The following is a 13984-nucleotide window of genomic DNA, read 5'->3' on the forward strand; positions in this document are numbered from 1 at the left end:
TGCGCTACGGCGCTAGAGCCTCTTGAAGGCGACCGTGGCGTTCGTGCCGCCAAAGCCGAAAGAGTTCGAAATGCCCGCCTCGATGCTCATCGGCCGCGCCTCATTGGCGCAATAATCGAGGTCACAGGCCTCGTCCTGGTTGAAGATGTTGATCGTCGGCGGCGAAACCTGATGATGGATGGCCAGGATCGTGAACAAGGCCTCGATACCTCCGGCGGCGCCAAGCAGGTGCCCGGTCATCGACTTGGTCGAATTGACGACGAGCTTTTTCGCGTGCTCGCCGAAGGCACGCTTTACGGCGACCGTCTCGGCAATGTCACCGAGTGGTGTCGACGTGCCGTGCGCATTGACGTATTGCACATCCTCGGGGTTCAGCCGGGCATTGCGCAAGGCGTTGACCATACAGCGCGCCGCACCTTCGCCGTCCTCGCACGGTGCCGTGATGTGGTGCGCATCGGCGCTCATGCCGAAACCGGCCAGTTCACAGTAGATCCTCGCGCCACGCGCTTTCGCGTGCTCGTACTCCTCGAGGACAGCGACGCCGGCACCTTCGCCGAGCACAAAACCATCGCGCTCTCGGTCCCAGGGGCGGCTCGCAGTCTGCGGATCGTCGTTGCGCGTGGACAAGGCCCGCGGCGCACAAAAACCCCCTAACCCAAGCTTCGAGACACAAGCCTCGGCACCACCGGCGATCATGATATCCGCATCACCGTACTCGATCAGGCGGCCCGCGTCGCCGATGCTGTGGGTGCCGGTCGAACACGCACTGACCAGCGAGATGTTGGGTCCTTTGTAACCATACATGATTGACAGATTGCCCGAGATCATGTTGATGATCGACCCGGGAACGAAGAAAGGTGACACCTTGCGCACGCCGCCAGCGGCAAAGTCGTCGCAGGTACTCTCGATCATCGGCAGGCCACCGATACCGGAACCGATCGACAGACCGATCCGCTCGGCATTGATCGGGCGGGCTTCGAGACCCGCGTCTTGGATCGCCTGAATACCGGCCGCCATACCGTAGTGGATGAACACATCCATCCGGCGAGCTTCCTTCGGCGACAGGTACTGACCGAGGTTGAAGCCGCGGACTTCTCCGGCAATCTGTACCGGAAAACCCGAGACATCGAAACGGGTGATCCGGTCAATCCCGGAGCGACCAGCCAGAATGTTCTGCCATGCTTCGGCTACGGTATTGCCCACCGGAGAAACGATACCCAGGCCAGTGATGACGACTCTGCGACGTGTCAACTTGTGCTCCGAAAACGGAAAGGGATGGAAGCCGTGCTTCCTTGTCAGAACCATCCCTGCCGAACTCTTCCGCTCACGGAAGTCGCCCGCAGGGCCCTGAATCCAGCCGATTACTTCTTGTGCGCGAGCACGTAGTCGATGGCTTGCTGGACCGTGGTGATTTTCTCGGCTTCGTCGTCCGGAATCTCGCAATCGAATTCCTCTTCGAGAGCCATCACCAGTTCCACCGTGTCCAGGGAATCCGCGCCGAGATCATCGACAAACGATGATTCATTCTTGATGTCGGCTTCATTGACACCGAGTTGTTCAGCGACGATCTTCTTGACACGTTGCTCGATATTTTCCATCAGACTGCTCCTTCCAGAGGTTCAGGTGTAAAACAAAAATGTGTCATTCTAACAAACTGACTGCAACTTACCAATCATCCGTCCCAAGAGCGGCGGCGCCTTTCCGGATCGACGGCGATCACTCCATGAACATGCCGCCGTTGACGTGAATCGTCGTCCCGGTGATGTAACCCGCTGCCGCTGAAGCGAGGAAGGCAACGGCGACCGCCACGTCGTGTGGCGAACCAAAACGACCAAGCGGAATACCGGCCAGCAGCGCCTCCCGTTGGCGTTCGTCGAGCGCCCGTGTCATGTCGGTGTCGATCAGGCCTGGCGCCACGCAGTTGACCGTGATATTGCGACTTGCCAGTTCCCTCGCCAAGGCCCGGCTCATGCCGGCGACGCCGGCTTTCGCCGCACAGTAATTGGCCTGACCGGCATTCCCGGCATGCCCGACGACCGAGGTGACGTTGATGATGCGCCCGCGCCGAGCTTTCATCATGCCTCGCATGACTCCCTTGGCGAGACGGAAAACGGCTTTCAGATTGGTGTCCATGACCACATCCCAGTCGTCGTCCTTGAGCCGCAACGACAGGTTGTCACGCGTGATTCCGGCATTGTTGACCAGTACGGTCACCGCACCATGAGTCTTTTCGATGCGACTGATCAAGGTCTCGACCTGCGCCGCGTCGCGCACCTCCAGGAGCGCGCCTTCGCCTTTGCTTCCGGCCGCCGCCAAAAAGGCTGAAATGCTCGCCGCACCCTCGCCGCTCGTCGCCGTGCCGATCACTGTCGCGCCAAGGCGGCCCAGTTCCAGGGCAATCGCCTGGCCGATGCCGCGCGACGCACCGGTCACGAGAGCAAGCTCCCCGTCAAGCATTTTCCTTACTCCAGGTTGCCAACGGCAGCTTCGATCGACGCCAGATCCGCCAGTGCGACACTGCCCAGTTTGTCCGCACAACGCTTGGTGAGACCGGCCAGAACTTTGCCTGGCCCGCATTCCGCCACCGTCGCGACATCCATGACCGCCATTCTCCGAATCGTCTCGACCCAGCGCACCGGCGAGTACGCCTGGCGAACCAGGGCATCCTTGATCCTCGCGCTGTCGGACTCGATCGCCACATCGGCGTTGTTGATGACCGGGATCTGCGGCGCCGCGAAACTCAACTCGGCCAGGCGCGCCGCCAGTTTATCAGCCGCCGGTCTGATCAGCGACGAGTGGAACGGCGCCGACACGGGCAGGAGCAGCGCGCGCTTGGCGCCGCGCGCCTTGCACGCATCACAGGCCCGCTCGACTGCCGCCTTGCTGCCGGCAATGACGGTCTGACCGGGCCCGTTGAAATTGACCGGTTCCACGACCGCTCCCGCGCCTGCCGCAGCCGCCGCTTCGACACAGGCATCAGCAATCTTCTCGTCATCGAGACCGAGAATCGCCGCCATCGCACCGGCACCGGCCGGCACGGCCTCCTGCATCGCGGCGGCGCGCAGCCGAACCAGCGGTACGGCATCACGGAAGGCGATAACCCCGGCCGCGACCAGCGCCGAGTACTCGCCGAGACTGTGCCCGGCAACTACGGCCGGTGGCCGGCCACCCTTTTCGAGCCAGAGACGATAGGCGGCAACGCCGGCGGTCAACATGACCGGCTGCGTATTGACGGTCTGCGCCAGAGCTTCGGCCGGTCCCTCGGCAAGCAACCGCCAAAGATCCTGCGACAGCTCCGCCGACGCTTCGTCGAAGGTCGCGCGCACGACGGGCGACTCACCATAAGCCGCCATCATGCCAACCGACTGAGAGCCCTGGCCCGGGAAAACGAAAGCAAACGCCATGAATCTTTCCCCTCTCTAGAATGCGAGCAGAACAGCGCCCCAGGTGAACCCCCCACCAACGCCTTCGAGCATGACCTTCTGTCCGGTGACGATCCGCCCGTCGCGCACCGCCTCGTCGAGCGCCAGCGGCACCGAGGCGGCGGACGTATTGCCGTGCCGATCGACGGTGACCACGACCTTCTCCATCGGTAGCTTCATTCTCTTGGCCGTCGCCTCCAGGATGCGAATGTTGGCTTGGTGCGGGATCAACCAGTCGAGGTCGGCCGGCGCGACGCCCGCCGCCTGGCAGCATTCGTCGGCCACCTCCGCCAGCACCCGCACGGCGAACTTGAAAACCGCCTGCCCGTCCATACGCAGGAAGGGATCGCCGATCACCTTGCCACCGCAGATACTCCCCGGGACCGACAGGATCCCGTGGTGAGCGCCGTCGGCATGCAGGGCCGAGGACAGGATGCCCGGTGTCTCCGACGCCTCGACGACGACCGCACCGGCGCCATCGCCAAACAGAACGCAGGTCGCGCGATCCGACCAGTCGAGAATGCGCGAAAACACTTCGGCGCCGACCACCAGCGCACGCCGGTGACTTCCCGAACGGACGAACTTGTCGGCAATCGTCAGAGCATAGACGAAACCGCTGCAAACCGCCTGGATATCGAAGGCTGTCGCACCGTGATTGCCAAGCTTGCTCTGCAACAGGCAGGCCGTGCTGGGAAAAATGAAGTCGGGTGTCGAAGTGGCGACAACGATGAGATCCAGATCAGAGGCGGCCAAACCCGCCGCCGCGAGAGCCCGGCGACTGGCTTCGAGCGCCAGATCACTCGCGCTCTGGCCGCCTTCCGCGAGATGGCGGAACCGGATGCCGGTCCGACTGGTCACCCACTGATCGCTGGTGTCGATTCCCCGGCGCGCCAGATCATCGTTGCTGACCGGTTCTCCAGGCAGAAAACCGCCGATACCGGTAATGCGGGAGAACATGTTATGCGGTCTCCTGAAGCGGTTGTTGTTGGGCGACTCGTTCGCTGATGCGAGCGAGAACACCGCTCCTGGCCTCTTCCTCGGCACGCTGCAAGGCGTACCGGAAGGCGAAGGAATCGGCTGAGCCATGGCTCTTGACGACGATACCCTTCAGGCCGAGCAGGCTGGCGCCGTTGTATTGACGATGGTCCACGCGGCTCTTGAAGCGCTTGACGACCGGCATCGCCACCAATGCCGCCAGCTTGGTAAACAGGCTGCGCTTGAACTCCTGGCGCAGAAAAGTGGCCAGCAATTGCGCCAAGCCTTCCGAGACCTTCAACGCGACATTGCCTACGAAGCCGTCGCAGACAATGACATCGGCTTCGCCCTTGTAGACCCCGTCTCCCTCGACGTTGCCGACGAAATTCAGGCCTGATTCCCACAACAATTCGGCGGCGCGCTTGACCACGTCGTTGCCCTTGATCTCTTCCTCGCCGATGTTCAGCAGGCCTACCGTTGGCCGGTCGCGATGCTCGATCGCCGCCACCAGAGAAGCGCCCATGATTCCGAACTGCAGCAGATGCTCGGGGCTGCAGTCGACGTTGGCACCCAGGTCGAGAACATGCGTATGCCCGGTCAGAGTGGGCAGAACGGCGCAGATGGCCGGCCGATCGATCCCCGGCAGCATCTTCAGCACGAAGCGCGAGATGGCCATCAGCGCGCCGGTATTGCCAGCCGAAACACAAGCATCCGCTTCGCCGTTCTTGACCAGATCGACCGCCACTCGCATCGACGAGTCCTTCTTGCTACGCAACGCCAGCGCCGGCGACTCGCCCATTTCGACCACCTCGCTGGCGTGGCGAATCGCCACGCGGCCGACGGCCGCGTCGCCGACGAAAGGCCGAATGCTATCCGCCAGGCCGACGAGAATCACACGCACGTCGGTGTGATCACGCACGAATTCCAGGGCAGCCGGCACGGTGACCCGGGGACCGTGGTCCCCGCCCATGCAGTCGATGGCGACGGTAATGCTCATTCGATGGCGGACAAAAGAAAAGGCAGGCAGATCACCCTCGCGGCAACCTGCCTGCCCCATCCCGTCGAATCACTCGGCCGAACCCTTGACCACCTTTTTGCCGCGATAGTAACCGGAAGGGCTGATGTGGTGGCGCAGATGCACCTCACCGGTGGTCGGCTCGACAGCCAGCGGCAGACTGCCCAGGGAATCGTGCGAACGATGCATGCCGCGCTTGGAGGGTGACTTCTTGTTCTGCTGTACAGCCATGACGAACTCCTAGAATCAAACCTACTGAAGCCGGCCCTGCAGGCCGGCCAAGACCGAAAACGGTGACACATTCAAATCTTCCCGCCCGGCGCCGGGCAAGGCGCAGTCGGTGTGGCGCGGCACCGTGGGCAGGGCAAGAATGAGTTCATCCTCGATCAGCCCGGCCACGTCCAGCGCTTTCTGCAACGGCAAATAGTCCCTGGAGTCATCCTCCAGTTCCTCTTGCGTCAGGTCGCTGTCGCTGTCGACGAACTCCAGCAGACTACGCAACTCGACCCTGTACGGCAGAACTTCGAGACAACGCTGGCAACGCAGCGACAGATCTCCGTCCACTTCGACGCGCAACTCAGGCCGCTTGCGCTCACCAATCGCGCCCCTGATCCGATACGTCAGACAGCCGCCGAAATCGCACAACGAATCGTGCAAACGCGTCAGCGCGGCGACCTCCAGTTCGCCTTGCAGCGAACCCCCCTCGCTTCCAAAAGCCAGACAGTCGATAAGGACGCGTCGCGACATAAGGCGCGCATGATATTATCTTCAGCTTTTGAAGTCAAAGAACGCGCTCGGAAAAGTGCGGAGATCTCCGGATTTGCCGACGCCTACCGTTTTCTGGCGCACTGATCGACCCCCTGATGCCGACTCCCCCGCTAGTTCTTGCCTCGACTTCCCCTTTCCGGCGCGAGTTGCTGGCACGCCTCGGCCTGCCCTTCGCGGTCGCCGACCCGGCGGTCGACGAAACTCTTCTGCCCGGCGAAAAACCCGAGACCAGCGCCCTGCGACTTTCCGAAGCCAAAGCCCGCGCCGTCGCCACCCGATATCCGACAGCCCTGATCATTGGCAGCGACCAGGTCGCCAGTCTCGACGGACGGGTTTTTGGCAAACCGGGCAATCACGCCAACGCCAAACGCCAGTTGCAAGCGATGCGTGGCCGCCAGGTCAGTTTCTTCACCGGCCTGTGCCTCCTCGATGCCGGCAGCGGCAGAGCCCACTTGCGTGGCGTCCCGACGGTCGTCACTTTCCGCGCCTTGACGGACGACGAAATCGAGGGCTACCTGCGCAAGGAACAGCCCTACAATTGTGCCGGCAGCGCTCGCTCGGAGGGACTCGGAATCGCCTTGATCGCCAGGATCGACGGCGAAGACCCCAACGCGCTGATCGGGCTGCCACTGATCGCTCTTTGCGACCTGCTGCGCATCGAGAAGGTCGCTGTCTGTTGACCAACGCTTGACGTTCCCCAGGCCAGGCAAGTCATGAAGAGGGGTCGGCTTTATCTGATTCCGGTGCCGCTCGGGCCGACGACGGCGGCCGATGTCCTGCCAGCCCCGGTGCGCGCCTGTGCGCAAAGCCTGAACCACTTCGTCGCCGAGAACGCCAAATCGGCGCGTGCCTTCCTGAAGTCGTTGCCCTCCGCCTGGTCCCTGCAGGAAATCGAGATTCACGAACTCAACGAACACACGGCCACGGCTGACTTGCCGCGACTGCTGGCGCCGGCACTCGCCGGCCAGGACCTCGGCCTGATCTCCGAAGCGGGTTGCCCGGCCATCGCCGACCCTGGCGCCGCCCTCGTCGCGCTGGCGCATCGGGAGGGCGTCCAGGTGCTGCCGATGATTGGCCCGTCATCGATTCTGCTGGCCCTGATGGGCTCGGGACTGTCCGGTCAGAACTTCGCTTTCCACGGCTACCTGCCAAGTAGCGCCGACGAACGCGAAAGACGCCTGAAGGAACTGGAGAGACAATCGCAGCGCGAGAAGCAAACGCAGATTTTCATCGAAACGCCCTACCGCAACCGGCAAATGCTCGACTCACTGCTCGCCACCTGCGCCCCCGGGACGCGCCTCTGCGTCGCCACCGACCTCACCCTGGCCGGCGAGCAGATCCGGAGCGGCCGCGTCGCCGACTGGCGAGGCCAGGCACTGCCCGACATCAACCGCCGGCCGACGGTGTTCCTCCTTCTGGCCTGACGATCGCCCTCAGGCGTGGCATGAAACGCCGCTCACTCTAACGGAAGACGGGGCGGCCGCTGCCCAGCAAGGCGCCGACGCCCTGCGTCGCGTCGGCACGCAGGCGCTTGGCAAAGCGCTCGGCGATGTTCTCCTTGATCGTGAAATCGACCATCCGCTCGGCCTTGATCACATCGCGCGCGACCGAGCCGACGGTACCGAAGCCGTCCGCCAAGCCTAGTTTGACACTCTGGCTCCCGGTCCACATCAGGCCGCTGAACATTTCCGGCGTTTCATTGAGTCGCGAGCCGCGTCCCCGCCGGACGACCTCGATGAACTGTTTGTGGATCTCGCGCAGCAAGACCTGCGCATGCTCCTTCTGTTTCGCGTCCTGCGGCGAAAACGGGTCGAGGAAGCCCTTGTTTTCCCCGGCGGTCAGCAGACGCCGCTCGACGCCGAGTTTGTCCATTGTCCCGGTGAATCCGAAACCGTCCATCAGGACGCCGATCGAGCCGACGATGCTGGCCTTGTCGACGAAGATCTGGTCAGCCGCGACGGCGATGTAATAACCGCCCGAGGCACAAAGATCCTCGACCACGACATAGAGCGGGATTTGCGGATGCTTGGTACGCAGGCGACGGATCTCGTCGTGCACGATGCCGGCCTGCACCGGACTGCCGCCCGGGCTGTTGACCCGCAGGATCACGCCGGCCGTGCCCTTGTCGCCGAACGCCGCCTGCAGAGCATCGTTGATGTTCTGCGCGCTCGCCTCGCCGCTGGCTTCGATCGTACCGTGCAGATGGATCACCGCCGTGTGCCGGCCGTCGGCGAGTTGCTCGGAGCCGCCCCAATCGACCACCATGACGAGTACCGCCACCAGATACGACAGGACGACCAGCTTGAAAAAGATTCCCCAGCGCCGTTTCGCCCGCTGCTCCTGCAGCGCCGCAAAAGCGATCTTCTCCAGCAACTGCCGTTCCCATGGTGTCTCGTTTTCAGGGGTATTCAAGATATCTGCTCGCCTGGGATAAAATAGACCTCGCCATCCCGCTCTTCGACGGGTAGCGGCGTCAGGCCCCTGCCATTGCAGCGGCCACCGAGGCAACGGCCGTCCTCTGGAGAGTAGAGGGCGCCGTGCGTCGCACAGATCAAGTATACCCCGGAATCATCGAAGAATTCCCCCGGTTGCCAGTCGAGTTCGATCGGCACGTGCGCGCAGCGGTTGAGATAGGCCGCCACCCGACCGCGAAAACGGACGGCAAACGCCACTTCCTCGAGGCCGGACCGCTGCACGGCAAAGCGCACCCCCGGACCGCCGTCGACCAGATCGGCGGCGCGACAGATCAGGCGTACGTGCGCAGCCATTCGGCCATTTCCGCCACATCCCGCAGACGCGCCAGCGGAGCGAAGGCGTCCAGGGCGGCCGCCGGATGCGCGCCATAGGCGACCGCCAGGCAGGCGACACCGGCGTTACGCGCCATCTGCAGGTCATGCGTCGTATCGCCGATCATCAGCGTACGCTCCGGAGCGACCGACAGTTCGTCCATCAACTCGGTCAGCATCTGCGGATGCGGCTTCGAAAAGCACTCGTCGGCACAACGCGACGCATGAAAATGCTGCCCCAGGCCGCTGATCCGCAGCGCCCGTTCGAGGCCGAGCCGGCTCTTGCCGGTCGCCACGGCCAGCAGGAATCCTGCCCCGGCGAGTTCGCCAATGAGTTCCGCGACACCGCCGAACAACAGCAGTTCGTGGTCGCGCGACAGGTAGTGATGGCGGTAGCGTTCGACCATCTGTGGGTAGCGCTCGGCGGGCAGGTCCGGCACGGCGTGCTGCAGAGCATCGCGCAAGCCCAGGCCGATGACGTGCCGCGCCTGACCGTCGCTCGGCACCGGTACCCCCAGATCGTCGCACGCCGACTGAATGGCGTCGACGATCGCGGCAGCCGAATCGAGCAGCGTGCCATCCCAGTCGAAAACCAGCAGATCAAAAGCTCGCGCCATAATCCTGTTCCTCCTTGGCCGAGAGATTCTGCAGAAAGCGACGCAAGGCCGCCGGCAACGGCGCCTCGACCACCAGTTCGCGCCCCTCCAGCGGATGCGGCAGGCGCATCCGGCTGGCGTGCAGAAACATGCGCTTCAGGCCTTGGCGCAGCAGTTCCCGGTTGAGCGCGAAATCGCCGTACTTTTCGTCTCCAGCCACCGGATAGCCCAGATGCGCCAGATGAACCCGGATCTGGTGGGTGCGCCCGGTCCTCAACTGGGCTTCGAGCAGGCTAAAGCCTTGCCAACGCGCGAGCAAGCGGAACACCGTATGCGACACCTTGCCGTCGTCGGCGACCCGCACCCGACGCTCGCCCGAGGGCTGCAGATACTTGAGCAGCGGGGCTCTGACGCTACGCACCGGATCCATCCAGCGCCCAGCAACGAGAACCTGATAGCGCTTGTCGGCCCCCGGCCCGCCACCGCTACCGGCGCGGAACATCTCGTGCAGCGCAACGAGCGCGCTGCGCTTCTTGCCGAACAACAGGATGCCCGACGTTTCACGGTCGAGACGATGCGCCAGTTCGAGAAAACGCGCCTGCGGCCGCTGCCGGCGCAGCGCTTCGATCACCCCGAAGCTCTCGCCGCTACCGCCGTGCACCGCGATTCCGGCTGGTTTGTCGATCACCAACAGGCCTTCGTCCTCGTAAAGAACAGGCAGTTCCACTTTCCGCTCGGCGCCGGCAACGATTTCCTGCTCGTCCTCGGCCACCCGCAACGGAGGAATGCGCACCAGGTCGCCGGCCTGCAGGCGATACGACACGTCCGCGCGGTGGCCATTGACCCTCACCTGCCCGCTGCGCACGATGCGATAAACGTGGCTCTTCGGCACCCCCTTGCATTTTCTCAGCAGCAGGTTATCGAGCCGCTGGCCGTGTTCATTCTCGGTGATCAATGCCTGGGTTACAGAGCTTTTGCTAACTTCGGCCATTTTGAATATACTTCCACTCGATTTGCGTCTTGGGTTGAAAGAGGCGCTGACCCGTTAGACCGTCGAGCGACGCCGATTCTGAAACACTTGCGACGCACTTTCCGGCAGGCCTCAGCCGCCTCGCTTGCGCCAGCCTGCGCAAGATCACTCAACGTCGATCACCTGGTTAAGTACGCTCACCACGAAGTAGCGATACTACTTGAACTGCGCGCGCCTAGCACCCGTGGAGCGGCCAGGTCGGCTTCCCGAGTCCTTGACTTTCAAGGCCCGACGAGTCACCGGGTCGGCGAGATACCCCTATTGGTTGCACTGTCGGAAAGCCCTTCGGGCAGCCCCCCCACAACTGATCCGTTGCTGCCTGCACGAGGCATGTCTCCACCGTGAAAGCGCGCGGGAGACCCATCCATGAAACGAATGCTTTTCAACGCAACACAGGTCGAGGAACTGCGTGTTGCCATTGTCGACGGTCAGAAGCTCATCGACCTGGACATCGAATCGGCCGCCAAGGAACAAAAAAAGAGCAACATTTATAAAGCGGTCATTACCCGCATCGAACCCAGCCTGGAAGCCGCCTTCGTCGACTACGGATCCGAACGGCACGGTTTTCTGCCATTCAAGGAAGTATCCCGCGCCTTTTTCCAGCCGGGAGTGGAAACCAGCCGCGCGACGATCAGGGAAGCGCTGCGCGAAGGCCAGGAACTGATCGTGCAGGTCGACAAGGACGAGCGCGGCAACAAGGGAGCGGCACTGACAACCTTTGTCAGTCTGGCCGGCCGCTATCTGGTCCTGATGCCGAACAACCCGCGCGGCGGGGGCGTCTCACGCCGCGTCGAGGGCAACGAGCGCACCGAGCTGCGCGAAGTGATGGACCAGTTGCCGGTACCACAGGGCATGAGCCTGATCGCCCGTACCGCCGCGATAGGGCGCAACAGCGAGGAACTGCAATGGGATCTCAACTACCTGTTGCAGTTGTGGAAAGCCATTGAAGAAGCGGCACAGCAGCAGAAGGGCGCTTTCCTGATCTACCAGGAAGGCAGCCTGGTCATCCGCGCCATCCGCGACTACTTCCAGCCCGACATCGGCGAGATCCTGATCGACACCGACGAAGTCTTCGACCAGGCGCAGCAGTTCATGGCCCACGTCATGCCCGGCACGGTCAATCGCATCAAACGCTACCGTGACGACGTGCCGCTCTTTTCGCGCTTCCAGATCGAGCATCAGATCGAGTCGGCGTACTCGCGCCAGGTGAGCCTGCCTTCGGGTGGCGCCATCGTCATCGACCACACCGAAGCGCTGGTTTCGGTCGACGTCAACTCGGGTCGCGCCACACGGGGTGCGGACATCGAGGAGACGGCCCTGAAAACCAACCTCGAAGCGGCCGAGGAAGTCGCGCGCCAACTGCGCCTGCGCGACCTCGGCGGCCTGATCATCATCGATTTCATCGACATGGAAAGCCCGCGCAATCAGCGTGAAGTCGAAGGCCGCGTGCGCGACGCCCTGCGCTTCGACCGCGCGCGCGTGCAAACCGGCAAGATCAGTCGCTTTGGTCTGCTCGAACTGTCGCGCCAGCGCCTGCGCCCGGCACTCGCCGAAACCAGCTACATCCCCTGCCCGCGCTGCTCGGGAACAGGCCACATCCGGAGCACCGAATCGGCCGCCTTGCACATCCTGCGCATTCTCGAAGAGGAAGCGATGAAGGACAACACGGCGGCCGTTCATGCCCAAGTGCCGGTGGATGTGGCGACCTTTCTGCTCAACGAAAAGCGCACCGATCTGCAGGCGGTCGAATTGCGGCACAAGGTCAACATCCTGCTGATTCCCAACATCCACCTCGAAACGCCGCAACACACGGTGGTTCGCGTGCGCCACGACGAACTGGCGCAGGACGAGTTGCAGCAACCGTCCTACCGGATGGTCGACATGCCGACCGAGGACAGCGGCAGCGATGCCACTCCGGCGGGCGACGCCCGTGGGGGGCGCGCGGAAGCAGCAATCAAGGGCGTCACCGCGTCGCAGCCGGCACCGATAGTTGCCGAGCGGCAGCCGGCGGCGCCAGCCGAATCAAGCAGCCTGGCCGGCAACCGCTTCCTGACCAGGATTCTCTCGTGGTTCCGCCGCAAGCCACTGGCCGACCCCGAGCCCGTGGCCGATCCGCTGCCGGCCCCGCGCGCCGCCGCGCCGCGCGACCCGCGGCGCAGCACTACGCGGCCCAACCGCCGTGACGAGGCGCGCGAGCTTCCCGAAGCGCGCCTCGCCCGCGAGCCGACTGACGCCGCGCCGCCATCCTCCACCGCACCGAGCCGCGGAGAAGCCTCGAAGCCGCGCCAGCCACGCGACGCGCGCGAGCCGAGCGAGGCGCGCGAAGCGCGCCGACCGCGCGCCGCACCACGCCCCGAACGCCGCGAACCGCCCGCCACGCCGGTGGTCGAGGCAAAGACCGTGGTCGCGCCGGCCGCCGCCGGCCCGGCCAGCCTGCCGCTGGCCGACCCATCGCCCACGGGCGACGAGAGCGCCGGCACGGCGCGCCGTCGCGGGCGTCGCGGCGGGCGCCGTGAGCGCGGCGAAAGGATGGAGAACGCTGGCGAGCTTCAGAACGGCGCAAGCGCCGCGACGACGACCAGCGGCAGTGGCCGACAAGCTTCCGTCTCAGCACCGCCGCCGCTTGCCGCAGGCGAAGCGTCCAGCCAAGTCGCCACGCCCGCAGTGGACCAATCCAGCCCAGCGCTTGCTGCCGCGCAACCGGTAACCGTCGTCCCGGCCGCCGCGCCGATCGTTTCCGTCGAGGCCCAAGCCACCAGCCCGGCGGCCCTTCCGGAGACCATGGTCGACGGCCCAGCCCGGCCGGCGTCTTCGCCAGACGTCGACCTCCCCGCCAGCGCGGATACGCCAGCCCCGGTCGACGCCAGGACCAGCAGCGAAGCGTCGCCGATCGTCGAAACACGGCCGCTCGCCGAAGCGCCAGCGCTCGCCGAAGTGGCGGTGGTCGACGAAGCTGCGGCCGTGAACCTGGCACCGACAGCAGCAGAGTCGCCAGATCCTGTCGAGCCGGAGAGCGTCATCGCGCCGCCCACGCTCGACATCCAGCGATTGATCGAGAGCAGCGGTCTGATCATGGTCGAAACGAGCCGCGACCAGGCTCGGACAAGCGCAGCGGAGGTTCTCGAAAACACCGTTGCTCACCCGCCGCGGCGCAGGCGATCGCCGGTGGTCGTCGCCGACGAGCCACTGATCCTCGTCGAAACACAGAAGTAAGGCTGCACGGCACCTCCCGGTCGGACGAACGCCGTGCGACCGGGAATTCCGGCCCTCCGGAAATCGGGCCCGGTGTTCAGTGAACCAAGGGAGCCGCCGATCCCGTGGCGGCTTCGGACCGCGACGCTACGGCACCGCCGCCACGAAGTTCGCGTCGATCGACTGTTTCACTTTGCTTG

At 64.1% G+C, this 13984-nt stretch carries 15 protein-coding genes; 3 read left to right on the top strand and 12 right to left on the bottom strand.

Annotation, left to right across the window (positions count from 1 at the left end):
- Window positions 1-12 precede the first annotated feature (12 nt).
- The 8 genes from fabF to Q1M07_RS02755 all read right to left on the bottom strand — a co-directional run bounded on the left by fabF (window position 13) and on the right by Q1M07_RS02755 (window position 6159).
- Window positions 13-1251 (bottom strand): beta-ketoacyl-ACP synthase II, encoded by a 1239-nt coding sequence (gene fabF, locus Q1M07_RS02720; RefSeq protein ID WP_300450351.1) that lies wholly within the window; start codon window positions 1249-1251, stop codon window positions 13-15.
- Window positions 1252-1361: 110 nt separating this feature from the next.
- Entirely contained in the window at window positions 1362-1598 is a 237-nt protein-coding gene (acpP, locus tag Q1M07_RS02725) for an acyl carrier protein (RefSeq protein ID WP_300450353.1), read from the bottom strand.
- Window positions 1599-1716: 118 nt separating this feature from the next.
- On the bottom strand, window positions 1717-2457 hold the full coding sequence (gene fabG / locus Q1M07_RS02730) for a 3-oxoacyl-ACP reductase FabG (protein ID WP_300450356.1): 741 nt from the start codon (window positions 2455-2457) through the stop codon (window positions 1717-1719).
- 5 nt (window positions 2458-2462) lie between these two features.
- Window positions 2463-3404 (bottom strand): ACP S-malonyltransferase, encoded by a 942-nt coding sequence (gene fabD / locus Q1M07_RS02735; protein ID WP_300450359.1) that lies wholly within the window; start codon window positions 3402-3404, stop codon window positions 2463-2465.
- Between the two features lie 15 nt (window positions 3405-3419).
- Window positions 3420-4379, bottom strand: coding sequence for a beta-ketoacyl-ACP synthase III (locus tag Q1M07_RS02740; protein ID WP_300450362.1), 960 nt, complete (start codon window positions 4377-4379; stop codon window positions 3420-3422).
- A 1-nt stretch (window position 4380) separates the two neighbouring features.
- Window positions 4381-5394, bottom strand: a complete 1014-nt coding sequence (gene plsX / locus Q1M07_RS02745) for a phosphate acyltransferase PlsX (RefSeq protein ID WP_300450364.1) — start codon at window positions 5392-5394, stop codon at window positions 4381-4383.
- Between the two features lie 69 nt (window positions 5395-5463).
- The gene (gene rpmF / locus Q1M07_RS02750; protein WP_300450367.1) at window positions 5464-5643 is read right to left on the bottom strand and encodes a 50S ribosomal protein L32; all 180 of its coding nucleotides are present in this window, start codon (window positions 5641-5643) and stop codon (window positions 5464-5466) included.
- Window positions 5644-5664: 21 nt separating this feature from the next.
- Window positions 5665-6159: a YceD family protein gene (locus Q1M07_RS02755; RefSeq protein ID WP_300450371.1), complete on the bottom strand. Its 495-nt coding sequence runs from the start codon at window positions 6157-6159 to the stop codon at window positions 5665-5667.
- Window positions 6160-6275: 116 nt separating this feature from the next.
- Here Q1M07_RS02755 and Q1M07_RS02760 point away from each other — a divergent pair, with 116 nt between their 5' ends.
- Together Q1M07_RS02760 and Q1M07_RS02765 are read left to right on the top strand one after the other, a co-directional pair.
- Complete coding sequence (locus Q1M07_RS02760) at window positions 6276-6860, top strand: Maf family nucleotide pyrophosphatase (protein ID WP_300450374.1); 585 nt, start codon at window positions 6276-6278, stop codon at window positions 6858-6860.
- A gap of 33 nt (window positions 6861-6893) precedes the next feature.
- Window positions 6894-7604 carry an SAM-dependent methyltransferase gene (locus tag Q1M07_RS02765; RefSeq protein WP_300450376.1) on the top strand — a complete coding sequence of 237 codons (711 nt, stop codon included), beginning with the start codon at window positions 6894-6896 and terminating at the stop codon, window positions 7602-7604.
- Between the two features lie 37 nt (window positions 7605-7641).
- Here Q1M07_RS02765 and Q1M07_RS02770 read toward each other — a convergent pair whose 3' ends face one another.
- Genes Q1M07_RS02770 through Q1M07_RS02785 form a run of 4 tightly spaced genes read right to left on the bottom strand, consistent with a single transcriptional unit; the run spans window position 7642 to window position 10553 of the window.
- Window positions 7642-8592 carry a S49 family peptidase gene (locus tag Q1M07_RS02770; RefSeq protein ID WP_300450379.1) on the bottom strand — a complete coding sequence of 317 codons (951 nt, stop codon included), beginning with the start codon at window positions 8590-8592 and terminating at the stop codon, window positions 7642-7644.
- The gene (locus Q1M07_RS02775) at window positions 8589-8948 is read right to left on the bottom strand and encodes a Rieske 2Fe-2S domain-containing protein (protein WP_300450382.1); all 360 of its coding nucleotides are present in this window, start codon (window positions 8946-8948) and stop codon (window positions 8589-8591) included. The genes Q1M07_RS02770 and Q1M07_RS02775 overlap by 4 nt, the downstream gene beginning before the upstream one ends.
- Complete coding sequence (locus Q1M07_RS02780) at window positions 8927-9583, bottom strand: HAD-IA family hydrolase (protein ID WP_300450385.1); 657 nt, start codon at window positions 9581-9583, stop codon at window positions 8927-8929. Before Q1M07_RS02780 ends, Q1M07_RS02775 begins: the two co-directional genes overlap by 22 nt.
- Window positions 9567-10553: an RluA family pseudouridine synthase gene (locus Q1M07_RS02785; protein ID WP_300450387.1), complete on the bottom strand. Its 987-nt coding sequence runs from the start codon at window positions 10551-10553 to the stop codon at window positions 9567-9569. Before Q1M07_RS02785 ends, Q1M07_RS02780 begins: the two co-directional genes overlap by 17 nt.
- Before the next feature lie 405 nt (window positions 10554-10958).
- On the opposite strand from Q1M07_RS02785, the gene Q1M07_RS02790 reads away from it, so the two are divergent.
- Window positions 10959-13805 carry an Rne/Rng family ribonuclease gene (locus Q1M07_RS02790; RefSeq protein ID WP_300450390.1) on the top strand — a complete coding sequence of 949 codons (2847 nt, stop codon included), beginning with the start codon at window positions 10959-10961 and terminating at the stop codon, window positions 13803-13805.
- Window positions 13806-13984 lie beyond the last annotated feature (179 nt).

Origin of the sequence: Accumulibacter sp., assembly GCF_029255285.1 — a bacterium.
Taxonomy (GTDB): domain Bacteria; phylum Pseudomonadota; class Gammaproteobacteria; order Burkholderiales; family Rhodocyclaceae; genus Accumulibacter.

Coding starts and splice junctions, on each gene's coding strand:
- acpP (WP_300450353.1), bottom strand. CDS start 1,598: ATGGAAAATATCGAGCAACGTGTCAAGAAGATCGTCGCTGAACAACTC.
- fabG (WP_300450356.1), bottom strand. CDS start 2,457: ATGCTTGACGGGGAGCTTGCTCTCGTGACCGGTGCGTCGCGCGGCATC.
- fabD (WP_300450359.1), bottom strand. CDS start 3,404: ATGGCGTTTGCTTTCGTTTTCCCGGGCCAGGGCTCTCAGTCGGTTGGC.
- Q1M07_RS02740 (WP_300450362.1), bottom strand. CDS start 4,379: ATGTTCTCCCGCATTACCGGTATCGGCGGTTTTCTGCCTGGAGAACCG.
- plsX (WP_300450364.1), bottom strand. CDS start 5,394: ATGAGCATTACCGTCGCCATCGACTGCATGGGCGGGGACCACGGTCCC.
- rpmF (WP_300450367.1), bottom strand. CDS start 5,643: ATGGCTGTACAGCAGAACAAGAAGTCACCCTCCAAGCGCGGCATGCAT.
- Q1M07_RS02755 (WP_300450371.1), bottom strand. CDS start 6,159: ATGTCGCGACGCGTCCTTATCGACTGTCTGGCTTTTGGAAGCGAGGGG.
- Q1M07_RS02760 (WP_300450374.1), top strand. CDS start 6,276: ATGCCGACTCCCCCGCTAGTTCTTGCCTCGACTTCCCCTTTCCGGCGC.
- Q1M07_RS02765 (WP_300450376.1), top strand. CDS start 6,894: ATGAAGAGGGGTCGGCTTTATCTGATTCCGGTGCCGCTCGGGCCGACG.
- Q1M07_RS02775 (WP_300450382.1), bottom strand. CDS start 8,948: ATGGCTGCGCACGTACGCCTGATCTGTCGCGCCGCCGATCTGGTCGAC.
- Q1M07_RS02780 (WP_300450385.1), bottom strand. CDS start 9,583: ATGGCGCGAGCTTTTGATCTGCTGGTTTTCGACTGGGATGGCACGCTG.
- Q1M07_RS02785 (WP_300450387.1), bottom strand. CDS start 10,553: ATGGCCGAAGTTAGCAAAAGCTCTGTAACCCAGGCATTGATCACCGAG.
- Q1M07_RS02790 (WP_300450390.1), top strand. CDS start 10,959: ATGAAACGAATGCTTTTCAACGCAACACAGGTCGAGGAACTGCGTGTT.